Source organism: Rhodococcus sp. NPDC056743 (assembly GCF_042790355.1).
Classification (GTDB): Bacteria; Actinomycetota; Actinomycetes; order Mycobacteriales; family Mycobacteriaceae; genus Rhodococcus_F.
The window spans coordinates 147,377-164,739 of sequence record NZ_JBHTZI010000002.1 but is presented as its reverse complement, the minus strand read 5'-3'; the positions used below and the strand labels follow the sequence as shown (position 1 = coordinate 164,739).

Sequence of the window (17,363 nt, the reverse complement as noted above, 5' to 3'; positions counted from 1 at the left end):
GTGGAAGTGACGGCGTGCATCGGATCGATACAGAGTGAGGACCTCGATGAACAAAGTCCAGGGTTGCCCGGTCAGTCACAACCGCTACGCCGAGAATTCCGAAATCTACGGACATTACGCTCTTCTCGATGCGGAGCGTGATGCTGCCCGATTCCATTTCAACGACACCAACAAAAATGGATTCTGGATGCTGACTCGGTACCAGGACGTGCTGGAGGGCTTTCAGAAACACCAGGAGTGGACAACCGAGTCTCGTTCGGCGCTGTACCCGGATACGACGTTGCGCCTGCTGCCCCAGGATCTGAACGGTGACGAGCACGTCAAGTTGAGAAAGGTCATCAATCCGTTCTTCGCGCCGGCCGCAGTCAAGCGGATGGAAGAACTTGCCCATGCGCGCGCCGTCGAACTGATCGAAGAGCTTCGGCCGCAGGGGAAATGTAACTTCGTCGCGGAGTTCGCGATTCGATATCCGACGGACATCTTCTTGACGCTGTTGGGTCTTCCGGTCAGTGACGGCGAGTTCTTCGTGCCGTGGAGCGAAGACATGCTCAATGCCATGTTGGCGGGCTACGGACCGGATGTCGACGAACCCAAGAACAAGATCCTGGCCTACTTCGACGAGGCGGTGAACGAGCGTCGCAAGAACCCGCGTGATCCCAAGGAAGACCTGCTCACCAGGTTGGTTCAAGCGCAGATCGACGACGAGGACATCTCCCACGACGACATCCTCCTGATCTGCATGTCTCTGATGCTCGCCGGACTCGACACGACACGGTCTGCGTTGGGGTACATCTACGCGCACCTGGCCGAAAACGTCGCGGATCGCGAACTGTTGGTCGAGGACCCGACGCTCTGCCGCAGCGCGGTCGAAGAGTTTATTCGTATGTATCCGTTGGTGATTCAAGCCGGGCGTAGAGTCCAGGTCGACACCGAGTTTCACGGTCTCGAATTGTCTGAGCGAGATGTCGTCTGGTTAGGTGTAGGGTCTGCCAACCGTGATCCGGAGAAGTTCCCCGACCCGGACAAGTTCATCTTGGGTAGGCAAGGGCTCAATCAGCACTTGGCCTTCGGGGCAGGGCCGCATCGCTGCATCGGAATGCACCTTGCCAGACTGGAATTGGCAGTGGTGCTCGAAGAGTGGCACAAGCGCATTCCCGAATACAGACTGGCGGAAGGTGCCGTGTTGACCGAGCGCGGCGCCCAACTGACCTTGACCTCACTACCTTTGGAATGGGACGTCTGACATGTACTTGACCATCGACAAGAGTAAGTGCATGGGGCACGGGCGTTGCTACGCGGAGGTGCCGTCGTTGTTGTCGGACGACGACGAAGGCTTTGTAGCAGAGGGTGGTACCACCTTCGAGGTTCCCGGTGATTTGCATGATGATGCCGTGACCGCTGTTCATGCTTGTCCCGAGTTGGCGATTGCGCTCGTTCCCGAGCGGACTCAGTAGTACTCGTTCGTCCGGCGGACGGCACGATCCGGTTGGAGTTGCATTCGGCTCCAACCGGATCGCCTGCGGGTGGGGAATGTGTGGATCGAGATGCGTCGGATCAGAAATTCCTGATCAGGTATTGACGATGGCCGATTCATGACTATGATTAATCACATAAGTGAGCCGGTGCTATGCGGTGATTCACATCTACTCGGAGGTTGAAGAATGCGTGCTCATTTGGCACGAATGTCTGGCGTGGCTCTGCTCGGATTGTCGTTGGTTGCATGCGGAAGTGGTGGCGGCGAGACCGGCGACACGACCGACGGTTCGCTCGCGAAGATCAATGTTTCCGTCACGCCTGGCACTGTGTGGGGCATCCCGATCGCAGTGGCGAAGTCGGAGGGTTATTTCGAGGCAGCCGGCGTGGACGTGACTGTCTCGCCGTCGCCTTCGGGCATGGGTCACAATCAGCTGTTGGCAAGCGGCGTAGAGGATTTCGGTCCGTCATCGCCGAGTCAAGCGCTTGCGGCAATTCAGCAGGGCCAGGATGCCGTCATTTCCTGCGGCGGCAATTCGCAGACCCCGACGGCTATTGTCGCCCCGATCGGCAGCGGACTCCCGACGGCGGCTTCCGGCGCCACCAGCGCTGATGTCCTCGAGGCGCTCAAGGGTAAGACTCTCGGGATGCCCGCTGCTGCGGGTACCGGAACATCGAACCTCATGGTGCAGACACTTGCCGGTGTCGGTTTGAACGAAGGTGACTACACCCTCGTCAATATCGGCTCGGGCACCACGGCTCAGGCCGCATTGATTTCCAAGCAGGTGGATGCTGCCATGGCGGCAACTCCGACGGCCGAGACCGTCGTCGGTAACGGAGATGCGATCGAACTGACGTATCTGTCCGACGATATGGAGAACTACCAGATGATCGGTGGTGTGTGGCAGAGCCGACGCTCGTGGGTCGAACAGAACCCGAAGGCGGAGAGCGGATTCTGCGCGGCCATGGCCGATGCGTACAAGTTCCTGCAGGATCCGGCAAACAAGGATGCAGTAAACGACTACGTCGTCGAAGCAGTCGGCACCAACACTTCCGCATCGGCTATCGATCAGATCCGGGAGAACTTCTCGGTTTTGACCGCTGACCTTTCCGAAGCGGAGATGCAGAAGACAATCGACGGTCTCACTTCACTCGGTGTGCTCGAGGCTGAGCCGAAGGTGACCTTCGAACAAGCAGTTCTGGTAAGCAAGTAGCCCTTTCGATATTCTCCTGCGAAACAACAACATTCGCCGTGAGGAGAGATCGAGCGTCAAACGTCAATGCGTGTGTGTGCACACGTCCGTCGAGCGTCGGCGGATTCGGAACCCGAAGTGGATCGAGAATGAGATGACAGATCTGTACAGCAGGCAAGCAGGTGCCACCGCGGCCGAGGGCAAGCACGCCAAGTCCCCGCGCGACGCTATTCTCAGCTTCGAGAATGTGTCGCAGGTCTACGGAGGCTCGGGCGGTACGGCCGAGTTCGTTGCACTGGACAACGTCAGCTTCGAGGTTCCGGCAGGGCAGTTCATCGCGATTGTGGGAGCCAGCGGTTGCGGCAAGACCACTCTGCTGAACATGGCGGCGGGGTTGGCGCAGCCCACCGGTGGAAAGGTATTCCTTTCGGGGAGTACACCCAAGTCTCCCAATTTCGATCTCGGATACATGTTCGCCCGGGATTCGCTTCTGCCCTGGCGTACGGCACGCAAGAACGTCTCACTTCCGCTGGAAGCCCGCAATGTTCCTGCGGCGCAGCGTAAAGAGCGGGCCGACGAGATGCTTGCGATGGTGGGACTGGCCGGCAAGGAGAAGCAGTTTCCGTCGCAGCTGTCGCAGGGTATGCGTCAGCGTGTAGCGATTGCGCGCACCATGGCGTCGGATCCCACGATGTTGCTGATGGACGAGCCGTTTGCAGCGCTCGACGCGCGGACGCGTCTGCACATGCAGGGCGAGTTCCTTCGTATCTGGGAAAACGATCTCGACGAGAACGGCGACACCAAGCGAACCGTTTTCCTTGTCACTCATGACCTGCAGGAGGCAACAGTGCTTGCCGACCGGGTCATCGTGATGCTTCCGAGCCCCGGGCGTATCGCCACGGATCTCCTCATCGATCTTCCGCGTCCGCGAGCGCATCTGATCGACGAGATCATCTTCACCGAGCGGTTCCGTGAGTTGCAGCATGAACTCTTCACTCAGCTCGAAGGCGCGGTCGGGCGCAGTGAAACACCCACAGACTAACGGGCGACTCACAGCCCGCATCGGCGAGACAGATCGGAAAAGCGAATGAGCACACAGTTGGAAACCACGGTGACTGCGGTACCCGCGACGCGCAGTCCTGCTGCGCCGGTTACGAAGTCGAAACGGTCCTGGAGGCCGTCGAATTTCACGGCAGGAATTCTTGCCACCCAACTCGTCATTGTCATCGGCTTCCTGGTGTTGTGGGAAGTCGCAGTCAACAAAGGGTGGGCGAATGCACTGTTCGTCAGCCAGCCGAGTGCCGTGTGGGGCGCATTGATCGACTACGTGACATCGAAGCAGATGCGCGTCTCGGCGGGGGCGACTCTGACAGCGGTCGTTCAGTCGTTTGTCATCGGTTCCGTGTCTGGAATCGTGGTCGGCTGCCTGATCGGTACCAACGAGTTTCTGGATCGAGTATTCAGCCCGTTCCTCGTGCCGCTCAACGCAGTTCCGCGAATTGCATTGGCGCCGCTGTTTGTCGCCTGGTTCGGTCTGACCAACACCTCCAAGGTTGTCATGGGTGTGTCGATCGTGTTCTTCCTGCTCGTGGAGAACTCGAGGTCCGCGGTCAAGGGCGTCGACCGTGACCAGATGACCATGGCCAAAGTCGTCGGATTGAATCGGCAGAAGCTGATGACCAAAGTTATTCTGCCATCAGCAGTTCCGACGATCTTTGCCGGATTGCGACTCGCTATCACCTACGCAATTCTGGGTGTGATCGCAAGTGAGATGATCGCCGCCAAGAATGGTTTGGGCCAAGACATCGTTCGGTACAGCAGTGAATTCCAGATCGACTACGTCTTCGCGGTGTTGATCGTGCTGGTGACCATTGCGACGGTTGCCAGCGTCGGTTCGAGCAAGCTGGAGCGTTGGTTGCTTCGCTGGCAGGACTGACAACCGAGAAAGAGTTTCTCTTTTGCCGGGCCGGTTCCCCATTCTTTGGGGGAACCGGCCCTTGTCGTCTCTCGAGCCAGATTATTGAATTACGTTGAAACACTTGCATATTCAATATCCATGCTTATGATTAATGTCATACCTGGGCCACCTGTTCAGGTAACTGAAATTTGGAGGTTGGCGATGCGTGCAGGTTTTGTTCGTATGTCCACTGCAGCGTTGTTGGGTCTGTCCTTGGTTGCCTGTGGATCGAGCAGCGGCGACACGGGGGATACGTCGGACGGTTCAGCGGCAAAGGTCAATGTGTCGATTACGCCCGGCGGAATCTGGGGAATTCCGTTGGCGGCAGCTGCGCAGGAAGGCTACTTCTCCGACGCAAATCTCGACGTGACTGTGAGCCCGGCTCCGTCCGGAATGGGCCACAACCAACTCCTGGCAAGCGGCGTCGAGGATTTCGGTCCTTCTTCGCCGAGTCAGGCACTGGCAGCCGTGCAGCAGGGTCAGGACGCCGTAACATCTTGTGGCGGTTCGGGTCCGGTACCGACCTCCATCGTTGCGCCCAAGGGTTCGAGCTTGCCTTCCTCGGCAACCGGGGCTAGCGCCGAAGATGTTCTGAAATCGCTTCGTGGCAAGACGTTGGGTATGCCCGCGGCCGCCGGCACCGGCACCTCGAATCTTATGGTGAAGACGCTGGCCTCCTTCGGGTTGAACGACGGCGACTACACGTTGGTCAACATCGGCTCCGGTTCTACCGCGCAGGCTGCGCTCATCGCCGGTCAGGTCGACGCGGCCATGGTCGTGACGCCGACGTCGGAGACGCTGGTGGCCAAGGGCGATGCAGTCGAACTGGCTGAGCTGTCGGGCGAACTGCCGAATTACCAACTGCTCGGCGCTTTCTGGCAGAGCCGGCGCACCTGGGTCGAGGCGAACCCGGAGACCTCAGCATCCTTCTGCGCTGCAATGGGCAAGGCATACGACTACATGAACGATCCGGCAAATGCCGAAGCCGTGAACAAGCTGATTCTCGATGCTGTCGGCAAGGACGTTCCGGACGACGCCGTTGATCGAATTCGCGAGAACTTCTCAGTGCTCGACGAGGCTATCTCCCAAGAGGATTTTCAGCGAACGGTTGACGCCCTCACTGCGGTCAATGTGCTCCAGCCGACGCCTGCGGTGACCTACGATCAGGCAATTCTCATCAAGTAGGGGTCAACTGCAGGTCAGTCGCTCAATAGACGCGTCGACCGGCTATGACGGTTGCGAGTACTGACGGTGGCTGCGTCCGGGAGATCAGGACCAGGTCGCCCGCTGCGCCGACTTCGACTCGGCGCGGTGGGCCGCCTGGATCTTCGGGACTGCCGAGGTAGGCGGCCAGCGCGGTGTTGTAGTCGATTGTCTCGGCGCCGCCCAGAACGGTGCCCGCGGGCGTCAACCGCGTCTGCGACGCTGCGATAACACTCCACGGGTCGAGCGGACCGTACGGCGCATCACTCGAAAATGCCACCGGTACAGAGGCATCCAGCAAGGATCGGCAACGGTACAAATCCTGGTGGTCGATGGCTGCGACATGTTCGAGGTAGTCGTCGCCGCGATCGGCAATGAACCCCGGCTGGGTCACGACCGCCAACCCGAGGCGGTTGATCTCGGTGATGGATTCGGCGGGTATCAATGCTCCGTGTTCGATCCGATCGCCCGGAATTGTGCCGATTTCGCCGAGTACGGACAGCAAGATCAGTAGCGCTTCGCGGCTGACACTGTGCGCTGCAACAGGTCGCCCGATCGAGTGTGCGGATTCGATAAGGGTGGCTAGCTGTTCGAGATCGGGAAGCCCGGAATCGGCAAGAACGATCTTGTAGGGTCCGACGGTTGGTCCCGTCGACGGCATCGAGGCTCCCAGTGGTACTCCGAGGAGATGGACTCGCTGTGAAATATCTCCTGAAGACATTGCTGCGCAGATGGATTCGGTGCTTTCCGGCGCCATGTCCGGCGTCGCGTCAGTCACCGCAGTGACGCCGAGTCGTGACAGCTCGGTGCCCACTTCGCGTAGCGACGGTGGCGAATTTCCCGGGATCTGTGCCCGGAGCCACGAGTCTGCGCGCCACACTCGGCCGGTCGGTCTTCCTGCGCCGTCTCGTTCGACACCAGGGTGGTCCGCTTGCCCCAGTCGGGCTGCTACGACACCGGCAGTGTTGAGCACCCACATGGCGCCGCTGCGATGCTGGATACGAACGGGTCGTGACGAGTGCAAATGATCGAGGACATCACGATCGAGATCGCCCGCCACCGATTCGAAGTATCCGACGCCCCGGACCCAGCCGTCGGAACCGGGTGAACCCTGCAGTGCCGCAGCCAGTTCATGCGCATTCCGTACGGCGGGTGGACCACAGTCCACGGAACTGCGTCGGGCTGCCAACGCCTGTAGGTGGATGTGGTGATCGCACAGACCGGGAATGACCTGATTGCCGTCGGCGTCGAGGATGTCCTCGCCCCGGCGAGCGAGTCTGCGACCGACCTCGGTGATCACACCGTCGGAGATGCGAATATCGAGGCTATGACGGTAACCGACCGAGCAATCGGTGATCAGCAGATCGCTCACGGGGCCACAATTCCGAGGCTTCGTAGAACAGCGTGTGTGTCGGAGCCCGAGGCGGGCGCCGTACCGACGTACTTGCGTCTTTCCGGAACGGCCACTGCTGATGCACATGATCGGGGCAACGGGGCATCGGTTCCGTGTGTAAGCGTCGACGCGACAAGGTCGGCCATCGACAGGTCCCAGAGATGTCCTGCGGTCGGTGTCTCGGACATGGCGAGGGCGGCCGCCATGAGTCCGCTCAGAGGGTCGGCTATCGCGTCGCCGACAAACACAGGTTCGCCTGAATTATTATGTGCAACAAGACCACTTGATGCCGCGATGTCGTCGCCGAATCCGATGCGGTCGGAGTTCCTTCCGGCTGCCGTGATGGAAATCCAGGTGGTACCGGATGCGGCCGCAGCTTCTGCGTCGAGTCCGAAACCCGCAAGTGCGCGTGGCCGCGACGCTTCGATCACGATGTCTGCGCGTTCCACGAGTTGCGCGAGTGCGGACCGGCCGGGCGAAGTACTCGGATCGAGGACGACGGACTCGTGGCCGGCATGAAGTAGTTCGTAGAATTCGCTGTTGCCTCGACGCGCTCCGTCCGGTCTTGTCGGTGTTTCCACCTTCACGACTCTCGCGCCCGCGGCTCCGAGTAGATGCGAGCACAGAGGGCCCGCCCATAGTGCGCTGAAATCGACAACAACCAGATCCTCGACGGATCGGCGGGTGGTAGGCCTGGGAACTGACGTAGTCGAGCCTGCGACCGGGGCGGCCGCCAACCCGAGCAGGGATGCACGCTCGGCCAGTTCGGTTCCGGTATGCGCGGCCAACCAGGCACTGACCGCAGGCCAGGGATCCTCGCCGATCTCCGCGGAGATCAGTGCGCCAAGGAGAATCGGGTCGTCCGGTCGGGCGCAAGACACCGCGGCCCAGCCGTCCCGCGTAGGTAGGAGGCGGCAGCTACCCCCAAGCGAGATGGAGCCGCTGCGAGTGAATCCGGTGAATGCCGCGCGTTCGGAAAGAAAGCGGGCTCCGTCGTCGTTGCCGTTGATGAATTTACCGAGATGCCTGGCCAGGGTGGCGGCGTTTCCCGGGGGAATTCTGGGAGATTCGCTGGGGGAACCGGTGAGTGACACTATCCCGCTGCCGAGCCAGTCGAGGACGCGGCGGTCTTCGTCGGCGTCATCGGGCCAGGCAAACATTCTCCGATGTTACACTCCGAAAAGTATTACCGGAAAGGCTATCCCGCGTGCGGAGCTGTTATCCGGTGCAGTATGCCGAACATCGATTCGGCACTCGAGAAGGATGAAGATGGTCAACCAGATGCACGCTCTGTCGCCGCAGGACATTCTCGACGGCAGGATCGATCTTCCCCTTCTTGCAGATGGTGGCACACTTGACGATCCAGTGGTCGTTCTCGACCTGGACGGCGAGTTCTCAGAAGACGTAGCCCGTGCGGTGTCGGCAAAAGTCCTCGAATCCGACCGTGTGGTTCTCGGGAGGTACACGGGTCGCACACCGGACGCCGCAACAAGAGCATTGTCGCGGGCGCTCGACTCGACGGTATCGACGGTATCGACCGAGAACGTCCGAGAGTTCGTAGGCGTCGAAGATCCCGACGCTGAACTCGCATCCGTCCTCGACCGCTTCCACGAGAATCCTTACGCGTCCGTTGTGGCCTCACAGGTTTTGCGATTGAGCGAAAATCTGTCCATCCCCGCTGCGCTCGATGTTGAATCTCTGGCGTACTCGACATTGTTGGGCACTCCGGACTTCAAGCGGTGGCTGGACGGGCGGGGGCCTCGGCCGCTGCCGCCCCCTGCGCCCCAGGAGCCGGTGCTGATCGACCGTCGAGATGCGTTGTTGCACATCACCCTCAACCGCCCGGAACGCCGCAACGCCTACGGTGCGCAGGTCCGTGACGGACTGGTGGCAGCACTACAGATTGCTCTACTGGACCCCAGCGTCGAGAAGGTTCTGCTCGACGGCGCTGGTCCGTCGTTCTCCGCGGGCGGTGATCTCGACGAGTTCGGCACCACTCCGGATTTGGCCATCGCGCATCTGATTCGAACCCGGTCGGGAGCCGCGCGGCTGATGGCGCGCCTGTCCGATCGAATCGAGGTACAGGTTCACGGAAGTTGTGTAGGTGCGGGCATCGAGGTGCCGGCCTTTGCCGCCGACGTACGCGCACACCCGGACGCGGTGTTCCGTCTTCCGGAAATCTCGATGGGTCTGATTCCGGGAGCGGGTGGAACTGTGTCGATTCCACGGCGGATCGGGCGTTGGCGCTCATACCACCTGTTCTTGTCCGGTGCTTCGATCAATGCGGAGCGCGCGCTCGAGTGGGGTCTCATCGATTCGATCGACGCGAACTGACACGAGTTGTCGCCAGCGCCGGAAGTGCTACTCGACATACTTTTCCCCACTATTCGTGCGGGTTGCCGAACTTTGACACCTCACCGGGTCGGGGATTGAATGGGCGGAAGATCTCTCTCGACGAACAGGTGGAACAGTGACGAGGTTGGCGCACACTGCAGGATTGACCGAGACACAGAACGACATCATCGGTGCCGTGCGGGAATTCGTTGACCGTGTGGTGATTCCAGCTGCTCAGGATCTCGAGCATTCCGACACGTATCCGGCCGAAATCGTGGCACAGATGAAGAATATGGGTCTGTTCGGTCTGACGATCGACGAGGAGTTCGGTGGTATCGGAGAATCCCTCCTGACGTACGCACTGTGCGTCGAGGAATTGGCTCGCGGTTGGATGAGTGTATCCGGCGTTGTCAACACGCATTTCATAGTGGCGCACATGATTTCGGCACACGGGACGCCGGAGCAGAAGGCGAACTATCTGCCGCGTCTGGCCACGGGGGAGCTCACCGGTGCTTTCTCGATGTCGGAGCCGGCACTGGGTTCCGACGTTGCTGCCATCTCGACCAAGGCGAAGCGCACCGGATCCGGCGACTATGTGGTAGACGGGCAGAAGATGTGGCTGACCAACGGAGGTTCGTCCACGCTGGTGGCAGTGCTCGTGAAGACGGACGAAGGCGCGGCGAAGGCGCACGACAATCTCACGACGTTGCTGATCGAGAAGCCCGCCGGATTCGGCGAAGTCCTTCCCGGACTGACCATCCCCGGCAAGATCGAGAAAATGGGTTACAAGGGCATCGACACAACCGAAATGGTCTTCGACGGTTTCGAGATCGGAGGCGACGCGGTTCTCGGTGGCACGCCAGGCGTCGGATTTCGGCACATGATGGACGGCGTCGAGGTCGGCCGCGTCAACGTGGCGGCGCGGGCGTGCGGGATCGCGCTGCGTGCCTTCGAACTTGCTGTCACTTATGCGAAGCAGCGGGAGACTTTCGGCAAGCCCATTGCCGAGCATCAGGCCATCGCGTTCCGTATCGCCGAGATGGGTACCAAAGTCGAAGCGGCGCATCTCATGATGGTCAATGCTGCCAGGCTCAAAGATTCGGGCGAACGAAACGATGTCGCCGCCGGTATGGCGAAATATCTGGCCAGTGAGTTCTGCTCGGAGGTGACGCAGGACAGTTTCCGAATTCACGGAGGTTACGGATACTCCACGGAGTACGAGATCGAGCGCTTGATGCGTGAGGCGCCGTTCCTCCTGATCGGTGAGGGCACCAGCGATATCCAGAAGCAGATCATCAGCAAGGGGCTGCTGCGTTCCTACAATTGAGCAACGGTTGACGATCACCGCTGCATTTTGGGGGCGGTAGGGTGTCACGATGATTCGAAACGCTCGGTTTGTTCCCGTGGTTCTCCTACTTGCGGCGGCGCTCAACGCCTGCAGTTCTGACGACGTCGACACGGCAGCCAACAAGCCTGGGGCCAACGAGATCGTCGCCGACGAGATCGCGGATGCAGACAAGGGTGCGCCGAGCACCTCGGCTACGGATGTGCTCGCAGGATTCTCGAGCTGCGACGACGTCTCGCCCGCAGTCGCGCAATACATTGTGGGACTGCAGGAGGCTCCGTCCAACGCAGTCGACGAGTACGGCGTGTTGTGCAATTGGGAGACCCCGGACGGCGCCACGGACCTGAGTCAGGTCCGTGGCGTAGAGGTTCTCATCGAACCCGGGATCGGACAGGTTCCGGAGATGCGAGACCTCGAAGCTGGAGGACTTGTCATCCTTCCGGACGCCGTGATCGAGGATTCTGGTGGAGTCGCCTACACTTTCCCGGTTGCGACATCCGTCGTCGGCGTGGTGGTGACAACGATCGAGACACCCGATGTCAAGGTGACCATCACCGGCGGACAGTGGGACGACATGCCGGCGTTGGACGGTCCGGCTGCCGTGTCGGCCGCAAAGCAGCTGATGGGCGTCTAAGGCGAAGGCGCTGGTGAGGTCGACCCAGTCGACGAGTACCGGTGATCAGCGCGACGGAACGCCGACTATGCCGTTTTTCGTCAGTTCGGCTGCATGTTCTGCTGTCGTGCCGAGGATGTCGGCCAGGACGGTCACGGAGTCTTCGCCGACTACCGATGCCGGCCCGGTAGTGAAGTGCGTTCCGTCGAATGATGCGGGGTGGCCGGCGGCGAGGTAGGAACCGATGCGGGGTTGTTCGAGGGGTGCGAACATGGGGTTTTTCTCGAGTTCGCCGGATTCGACGACGTCTGCGAAGCTACGGTAACGCTCGGACAGTATCGACGTTTTGTCGAGTGCTGCAGCAACTTCGGAGCCGGTGTGTTCGCGGAACCAGCGTGAGAACAGGGCGGTGAGTACGTCGCGGTGGGTGTACCGGTCGGCTTCGGTGGTGAAATCCGCACCGAGGGCGGTTTCGACGGCGTCGACGGCGACGGTTGTGCCGGTGATGGCGGTGAGGTCGCGGAAATGGCGGGTGGTCAGCGCGACGATCATGAAACGTTCGTTGTCGCTGGTGACGAAATCGATTCCGTATGTTCCGTAGACGGCGTTGCCGCCGGATGTGCGGCTGTGTCCGTTGATCTGGACTTCGGTGAAGTATCCGAGGGTGCCTGCCGTTGCCAGTGCGACATCTTCGAGGGGGAGGGTGATCTGGGATCCCTCGCCGCTGATGTCACGTTTGCGTGCTGCGGAGGTAATGGCAAGTGCCGCATGTAATCCGCAGGCCATGTCCCAGGCGGGGAGTACGTGGTTGACGACGCCGGCGTGGTCGGCGGGGCCGGTCATCATCGGAAATCCCAATCCGGCGTTGACGGTGTAGTCGACGCCGGGGGAGCCGTCGCGGCGGCCGAGAATTTCGAGCGTGATGACGTCGTCGCGCAGAGCGGCGAGAGTGTCGTGACTCATCCAGGCGCGTCCACCCGCGTTGGTGACCAGGATGCCGTTGCCGGGGCCGGGTGCGGTGACCAGTTGTTGCACCAATGCCTGCCCCTGCTCGGAGCGCATGTTCACTGCGAGTGACTTCTTGCCTTTGTTCAGACCGGTCCAGTAGATGCTCTCGCCGTGATCGGTCACCGGCCAGCGGTTGTAATCCGAAGCGCCGCCGATGGGATCGATTCGGATGACCTCGGCGCCGAGTTGGGAGAGTGTCAGTCCGCAGAGGGGAGCGGCGACGAAGCTGGAGATTTCGATGATGCGGAGCCCGGCCAGCGGGCCTGCGGATGTGTTTTGGGTCGTCATGATGGTCCTTAGCGTGTCGGTCATGCCATCAACGCTGTGAATCGCCAGTCCAGCACGGGAGTGTCGGTGGCAGAGCTGTTGTGGGAGAAAACAAGTGATCGAAGCTCGACGGCAGTGCCGTGTTCTAGAGGGGTGGCGCTCTCGACGTGCAGTTCGCTGGTGAGGGTGTCGCCTTCGTGGACGGGTCCGGTGTGATCACACGAATGCCAGCCGAGGACGGTGACCAGGTTCGGCAGTGCCCGTGTTGCCTGGGCGAGGGCGATCCCGATGGTGTGGCCACCGTAGACGAGACGGCCCTGGGCGCCGATGCGTTCGTCGTGATGTGTCGCCGCGATGTTGAGGCTCAGGCGGGCGAGTTCGGGTGCGCTGGAGACGACGTCGCCGCTGCTGCGGTGGATCGAACCGACCAGTGCCTGCTCGAAGTGCTTGCCGGGAACCTTGTCTCGATAGGCGTCGAGGTTCCACTCGCGCGGCGTCTCGTACGGTGTGGGGGTGTCGGGGCCGATCGACGACAGATCGTCGTCGTGCCGTGTGCGCTCGTCGTCGGGAGTGCTGCTCAGCGGCAGCATCGCGCACCGGTAGAAGTCGAGGACGGTGTTGCCGTTGTGGTCGGTGGACGTCATCCGTAGTGCTGCAAGGCCGGTGGGGGCGCGGCCGGGTTTGGACGAGTTCTCGCGCAGGCCGACAACTTCGGTGCGCGTGTACAGGGTGTCGCCGAGGACGGGGAAGCGGTGGAATCGCAGTCCGCGGTAGAAGAGGTTGGCTTTCACGTGGTGGGTGACCACCGTGGACTGTCCGATCGCGATGTCGGTGACCAAACCGGGATTGGCGACGGGTGCTGCGCTGCCGGTGACCGCTGTCGAGAGGTGTGCGTCGAGCGGCAGTCGCATCCGGTCGCCGAGGATGGCCTGGTGGGTGGCGGCGAGGCCACTTGTCAGAGTCACGGCGGGGGCTTCGTCGAAGATTTGGCCGTGGGTGAGTTCGTCGAAGTACGGTCCGCCGACACAGTGTTCGCTCATGCGTTGACTCCTTCTGCTCGGGCGAGTGTGCGACGTGCTGCTACCGCGACGGCTTCGTCGAGCATCTGGCCGTCGAGTTGCGCTGCGCCGGCGCCGGAGGCTTCGGCTTCTTCGAGGGCGTCGAGAACGCGTCGGGCATCGGTGACATCGGAGTCGGACGGTGTGAATGCGGCTGTAGCGGAATCGATCTGCGCCGGGTGGATGACCCATTTCCCGTCGAATCCGAGGGCGCTGGTCCAGGCTGCGGAGTGGCGGAAGGCGTCGTTGTCGGCGATGCCGAGAAACGGCCCGTCGATGGCGGCGATGCCTGCGGTGCGGCAGGCGATCAGAATTCTGTCCTGCACGGCCAGCCAGTGCTCCGGGAGGGCGGTCCGTGAGCGTCCCAGTGCTGCACCGAGATCGGCGTATCCGATGACAATTGCTTGCAGACGCGTCGTGGCTCGGGTGACGGCGTCGACGTTCGAGACACCCAACGGTGTCTCGACGAGTGCTTGAAGGGTGACGGAGTGTGCGCCTGCTGCGACGAGAAGTCGCTGCGCATCGAGGAGATCCTGGGCGGACTCCACTTTCGGGACTATCGCGCTGGTCAATGATTCGCCGAGTGCGCCGCACGCGGTCATGTCGTCCTCGAACCACGGCGTGGTCGGTCCGTTGACCCGCACGGATACGGTCCGGGACGGGCCGAACTCGCGAACGAGTTCGGCAACGAGTTCACGGGCTGTGTGCTTGTTGGCCGTGGTGACGGCGTCTTCGAGATCGAGGATCACCTCGTCTGCGGTCGAGTTCAGTGCCTTGCGTGCTTTGCGCTCGTCGCTGCCGGGCGCGACGAGGGCGGTGCGTCGTCGGACGGTGCGGTGCTCGTTGTTCGTCACGTGTGTCGATTACCTCGATCAGGGCCCAAATGTACGGCCAGTTGAGAATGTTGTGAGTTGCCGTGAATCGGTTGAAATAGCGTCACTATTTCCAGAATTGCACTGGTCTTGCCACGATGCTGGCAGTAGTTGAGGGCGACTGTCAAGGCGAAGTATTGACAAAGCGCGAACAATGGCTAAATATGGCCGTACAAACTTTGAACAATGTCGAGGCGGATTCATGCTCAAGCTCAACGACGAAGAGACCTTCCTGGTCGACACGGTGCGATCGTTCATAGATCGCGAGGTCAAGCCCTCCGTGCAGGAGGTGGAGCACGCGAACGAGTATCCCGAAAAGTGGATCGACCAGATGAAGCAGATCGGGATCTACGGCCTCGCCATTCCCGAGGAGTACGGCGGAGCCCCGGTGTCGATGCCGTGCTACGCGATGGTGACTCAGGAATTGGCTCGCGGATGGATGACCTTGTCCGGCGCTATGGGCGGACATACCGTCGTGGCCAAGCTGATCACGCTGTTCGGTACCGAGGAACAGAAGCAGAAGTATCTGCCGCGGATGGCAACCGGCGAGATTCGCGCCACGATGGCGCTCACCGAGCCCGGCGGCGGCTCGGATCTGCAGGCGATGACCACCAATGCCAAGAGCGACGGCAGCGATCTGGTCATCAACGGAGCGAAGACCTGGATCACCAATGCCCGGCGATCCGGTGTGATCGCACTGCTGTGCAAGACAGATCCTTCGGCAAGTCCGCGGCATGCCGGTATCTCGATCGTCCTGGTCGAACAAGGTGAGGGACTCACCGTTTCGCGGGATCTCCCCAAGCTCGGCTACAAGGGTGTCGAGAGCTGTGAGTTGTCGTTCGACAACTACCGCATCTCCGAAGACGCGATCCTCGGCGGTTTGCCGGGCAAGGGTTTCGGGCAGATGATGAAGGGCCTTGAAACCGGCCGTATCCAGGTGGCGTGCCGCGCGCTCGGTGTTGCGACCGCTGCACTCGAAGATTCGCTTGCCTACGCTCAGCAGCGTGAGAGCTTCGGAAAGCCGATCTGGAAGCATCAGTCGATCGGCAACTACCTTGCGGACATGGCGACGAAGTTGACCGCTGCCCGGCAGTTGACCTGGCATGCGGCGGAAAAGTACGACAGTGGCGAGCGGTGCGACATGGAAGCCGGAATGGCCAAGCTGTACGCGTCCGAGATCGCCATGGAAATTGCGTTGTCCGCGGTCCGCATTCACGGTGGCTACGGCTACTCGACGGAATACGACGTAGAACGCTACTTCCGGGACGCTCCACTGATGATCGTGGGCGAGGGTACCAACGAGATTCAGCGCAATGTCATCGTCGCGCAGCTGGTTGCGCGCGGTGGTCTGTGACCACTCGGTGAGCCAGTAGAATCTGAATGCTATGAGCGGTAAGGAAAGAGAGACGGAGCCGGCGTACCAACGCCTCTCCCGTGAGCTTCGTCAGCAGATATCCGCCGGAACTTACCGCGACGGCCTTCAGCTACCCACCGAATCCGAACTGGCGACTCAGCACGGCGTGAGCCGCCAGACGGTTCGACGAGCATTCCACGACCTGGTGTCCGAAGGCATCGTGTATCGGGTTCCTGGTCGTGGCACGTTCGTGACGGAGAACAGTGGTCAGTATCTGCGGCATCTGGGGTCCATCGAAGATCTGATGAACCTGTCGAACGACACGACGATGGAAGTGGTGTCGCCACTGGTGCGGCGCGTGGATATCGAAGCCGCAAGTAGGCTCCGTTTGGATACGGATGTGGTGTACACGGTGGTATTTCGCCGATTTCATGAAGGCATTCCCTTTGTGCAGACCACCGCGCACCTGCCCGAAGCTGTTGCCCGTCACATCATCGACGCACCCGAAATGCTGGCCGGTGCCGTCAGTTCCTATACCGTGATCGGATTATTGGAGCCCCTGCTGGCCAGTCCGATCATTGAAGCAGCGCAGTCGATTACAGTTGCACCAGCCACTGCTGACGTGGCCAGAGACGTCAACTGTGAACCCGGGCACGCGATGTTGCGCGTCGATCGTCTGTATACCAATGCTGCCGGACTGGCCAACGAATTGTCGGTCAGTTACTTCCTGCCCGAGCAGTACACCTATCGAGTGACGCTACGACGAGGTGCGCACTAGCGGATTCCGCGGTGGTATCTCGTTGTCACCCAAAATCTCTCAGGAGCGACTATGCGAGTATTCAACGGAATCGACGACGTCGAGTCGGCAGTAGGCGAGCACCTCGGATACAGCGAGTGGTTTCCGGTCACCCAGGAACGAGTCGACAAGTTTGCCGACGCGACCGAAGATCACCAGTGGATTCATGTGGATCCCGAACGTGCGGCGCAGGGACCGTACGGCAGCACGATCGCGCACGGCTACCTGACTCTGTCGCTGTTGCCCGTGCTCGGTGCCCAGGTGATGCGCGTCGACGGCATAGCGATGACTGTCAACTACGGCAGCAACAAGGTTCGATTCCCTGAGCCGGTCAAGGTTGGTTCGTCGGTTCGGGCAGGTGCCGAAATTCTCTCGTTCGAGCGAACCCCCAAAGGGGCCACCGTCGTAGTTCGATACACGATCGAGATCGAGGGCGCTCCGAAGCCCGCTCTTGTTGCCGAGACGGTTCGTCTGCTCGTCGCCTGAGTAATTCTCAC

Annotated in this window: 17 protein-coding genes; 12 read left to right on the top strand and 5 right to left on the bottom strand. The window is 60.9% G+C overall.

All coding sequences use genetic code 11. The features are described 5' to 3' along the window. Nucleotides 1-46: 46 nt before the first annotated feature. The 6 genes from ACFRFQ_RS05205 to ACFRFQ_RS05180 all read left to right on the top strand — a co-directional run bounded on the left by ACFRFQ_RS05205 (nt 47) and on the right by ACFRFQ_RS05180 (nt 5,808). Entirely contained in the window at nt 47-1,243 is a 1,197-nt protein-coding gene (locus ACFRFQ_RS05205) for a cytochrome P450 (protein WP_378653945.1), read from the top strand. 1 nt (nt 1,244) lies between these two features. Next, nucleotides 1,245-1,454, top strand: a complete 210-nt coding sequence (locus tag ACFRFQ_RS05200; protein ID WP_378653942.1) for a ferredoxin — start codon at nt 1,245-1,247, stop codon at nt 1,452-1,454. Between the two features lie 207 nt (nt 1,455-1,661). After that, on the top strand, nt 1,662-2,687 hold the full coding sequence (locus tag ACFRFQ_RS05195; protein WP_378653939.1) for an ABC transporter substrate-binding protein: 1,026 nt from the start codon (nt 1,662-1,664) through the stop codon (nt 2,685-2,687). Between the two features lie 133 nt (nt 2,688-2,820). Further along, complete coding sequence (locus tag ACFRFQ_RS05190) at nt 2,821-3,708, top strand: ABC transporter ATP-binding protein (protein ID WP_378653936.1); 888 nt, start codon at nt 2,821-2,823, stop codon at nt 3,706-3,708. Between the two features lie 45 nt (nt 3,709-3,753). Continuing rightward, nucleotides 3,754-4,602 (top strand): ABC transporter permease, encoded by an 849-nt coding sequence (locus ACFRFQ_RS05185; RefSeq protein WP_378653933.1) that lies wholly within the window; start codon nt 3,754-3,756, stop codon nt 4,600-4,602. Between the two features lie 183 nt (nt 4,603-4,785). Next, nucleotides 4,786-5,808 (top strand): ABC transporter substrate-binding protein, encoded by a 1,023-nt coding sequence (locus ACFRFQ_RS05180; protein ID WP_378653931.1) that lies wholly within the window; start codon nt 4,786-4,788, stop codon nt 5,806-5,808. Nucleotides 5,809-5,830: 22 nt separating this feature from the next. Here ACFRFQ_RS05180 and ACFRFQ_RS05175 read toward each other — a convergent pair whose 3' ends face one another. Further along, the gene (locus tag ACFRFQ_RS05175; RefSeq protein WP_378653928.1) at nt 5,831-7,198 is read right to left on the bottom strand and encodes an amidohydrolase family protein; all 1,368 of its coding nucleotides are present in this window, start codon (nt 7,196-7,198) and stop codon (nt 5,831-5,833) included. Next, the gene (locus tag ACFRFQ_RS05170) at nt 7,195-8,379 is read right to left on the bottom strand and encodes a CoA transferase (protein ID WP_378653925.1); all 1,185 of its coding nucleotides are present in this window, start codon (nt 8,377-8,379) and stop codon (nt 7,195-7,197) included. Before ACFRFQ_RS05170 ends, ACFRFQ_RS05175 begins: the two co-directional genes overlap by 4 nt. A 109-nt stretch (nt 8,380-8,488) precedes the next feature. Between ACFRFQ_RS05170 and ACFRFQ_RS05165 the strand changes: the two genes are divergently transcribed. The 3 genes from ACFRFQ_RS05165 to ACFRFQ_RS05155 all read left to right on the top strand — a co-directional run bounded on the left by ACFRFQ_RS05165 (nt 8,489) and on the right by ACFRFQ_RS05155 (nt 11,532). Further along, the gene (locus ACFRFQ_RS05165; RefSeq protein ID WP_378653922.1) at nt 8,489-9,553 is read left to right on the top strand and encodes an enoyl-CoA hydratase/isomerase family protein; all 1,065 of its coding nucleotides are present in this window, start codon (nt 8,489-8,491) and stop codon (nt 9,551-9,553) included. A 136-nt stretch (nt 9,554-9,689) separates the two neighbouring features. Further along, a complete protein-coding gene (locus tag ACFRFQ_RS05160) occupies nt 9,690-10,880 on the top strand; it encodes an acyl-CoA dehydrogenase family protein (protein WP_378653920.1) in 1,191 nt (396 codons plus the stop codon). Between the two features lie 49 nt (nt 10,881-10,929). Further along, the gene (locus tag ACFRFQ_RS05155; RefSeq protein ID WP_378653917.1) at nt 10,930-11,532 is read left to right on the top strand and encodes a hypothetical protein; all 603 of its coding nucleotides are present in this window, start codon (nt 10,930-10,932) and stop codon (nt 11,530-11,532) included. Between the two features lie 45 nt (nt 11,533-11,577). On the opposite strand, the gene ACFRFQ_RS05150 is transcribed toward ACFRFQ_RS05155, so the two are convergent. Genes ACFRFQ_RS05150 through ACFRFQ_RS05140 form a run of 3 tightly spaced genes read right to left on the bottom strand, consistent with a single transcriptional unit; the run spans nt 11,578 to nt 14,698 of the window. Next, nucleotides 11,578-12,807: a CoA transferase gene (locus ACFRFQ_RS05150; RefSeq protein WP_378653914.1), complete on the bottom strand. Its 1,230-nt coding sequence runs from the start codon at nt 12,805-12,807 to the stop codon at nt 11,578-11,580. Nucleotides 12,808-12,827: 20 nt separating this feature from the next. Then, nucleotides 12,828-13,826: a MaoC family dehydratase gene (locus ACFRFQ_RS05145; protein ID WP_378653911.1), complete on the bottom strand. Its 999-nt coding sequence runs from the start codon at nt 13,824-13,826 to the stop codon at nt 12,828-12,830. Then, nucleotides 13,823-14,698, bottom strand: coding sequence for an HpcH/HpaI aldolase/citrate lyase family protein (locus ACFRFQ_RS05140; protein WP_378653908.1), 876 nt, complete (start codon nt 14,696-14,698; stop codon nt 13,823-13,825). Before ACFRFQ_RS05140 ends, ACFRFQ_RS05145 begins: the two co-directional genes overlap by 4 nt. Nucleotides 14,699-14,918: 220 nt before the next feature. Here ACFRFQ_RS05140 and ACFRFQ_RS05135 point away from each other — a divergent pair, with 220 nt between their 5' ends. The 3 genes from ACFRFQ_RS05135 to ACFRFQ_RS05125 are packed head-to-tail and all read left to right on the top strand — an operon-like array spanning nt 14,919 to nt 17,352. Then, entirely contained in the window at nt 14,919-16,070 is a 1,152-nt protein-coding gene (locus tag ACFRFQ_RS05135) for an acyl-CoA dehydrogenase family protein (protein WP_378653906.1), read from the top strand. A gap of 31 nt (nt 16,071-16,101) precedes the next feature. Continuing rightward, entirely contained in the window at nt 16,102-16,848 is a 747-nt protein-coding gene (locus ACFRFQ_RS05130) for a GntR family transcriptional regulator (RefSeq protein WP_378653903.1), read from the top strand. Between the two features lie 51 nt (nt 16,849-16,899). Next, nucleotides 16,900-17,352 carry a MaoC family dehydratase gene (locus ACFRFQ_RS05125; RefSeq protein WP_378653901.1) on the top strand — a complete coding sequence of 151 codons (453 nt, stop codon included), beginning with the start codon at nt 16,900-16,902 and terminating at the stop codon, nt 17,350-17,352. The last annotated feature ends 11 nt before the right edge of the window (nt 17,353-17,363 follow it).

Coding starts and splice junctions, on each gene's coding strand:
- ACFRFQ_RS05205 (WP_378653945.1), top strand. CDS start 47: ATGAACAAAGTCCAGGGTTGCCCGGTCAGTCACAACCGCTACGCCGAG.
- ACFRFQ_RS05200 (WP_378653942.1), top strand. CDS start 1,245: ATGTACTTGACCATCGACAAGAGTAAGTGCATGGGGCACGGGCGTTGC.
- ACFRFQ_RS05195 (WP_378653939.1), top strand. CDS start 1,662: ATGCGTGCTCATTTGGCACGAATGTCTGGCGTGGCTCTGCTCGGATTG.
- ACFRFQ_RS05190 (WP_378653936.1), top strand. CDS start 2,821: ATGACAGATCTGTACAGCAGGCAAGCAGGTGCCACCGCGGCCGAGGGC.
- ACFRFQ_RS05185 (WP_378653933.1), top strand. CDS start 3,754: ATGAGCACACAGTTGGAAACCACGGTGACTGCGGTACCCGCGACGCGC.
- ACFRFQ_RS05180 (WP_378653931.1), top strand. CDS start 4,786: ATGCGTGCAGGTTTTGTTCGTATGTCCACTGCAGCGTTGTTGGGTCTG.
- ACFRFQ_RS05170 (WP_378653925.1), bottom strand. CDS start 8,379: ATGTTTGCCTGGCCCGATGACGCCGACGAAGACCGCCGCGTCCTCGAC.
- ACFRFQ_RS05165 (WP_378653922.1), top strand. CDS start 8,489: ATGGTCAACCAGATGCACGCTCTGTCGCCGCAGGACATTCTCGACGGC.
- ACFRFQ_RS05155 (WP_378653917.1), top strand. CDS start 10,930: ATGATTCGAAACGCTCGGTTTGTTCCCGTGGTTCTCCTACTTGCGGCG.
- ACFRFQ_RS05150 (WP_378653914.1), bottom strand. CDS start 12,807: ATGACGACCCAAAACACATCCGCAGGCCCGCTGGCCGGGCTCCGCATC.
- ACFRFQ_RS05145 (WP_378653911.1), bottom strand. CDS start 13,826: ATGAGCGAACACTGTGTCGGCGGACCGTACTTCGACGAACTCACCCAC.
- ACFRFQ_RS05135 (WP_378653906.1), top strand. CDS start 14,919: ATGCTCAAGCTCAACGACGAAGAGACCTTCCTGGTCGACACGGTGCGA.
- ACFRFQ_RS05130 (WP_378653903.1), top strand. CDS start 16,102: ATGAGCGGTAAGGAAAGAGAGACGGAGCCGGCGTACCAACGCCTCTCC.
- ACFRFQ_RS05125 (WP_378653901.1), top strand. CDS start 16,900: ATGCGAGTATTCAACGGAATCGACGACGTCGAGTCGGCAGTAGGCGAG.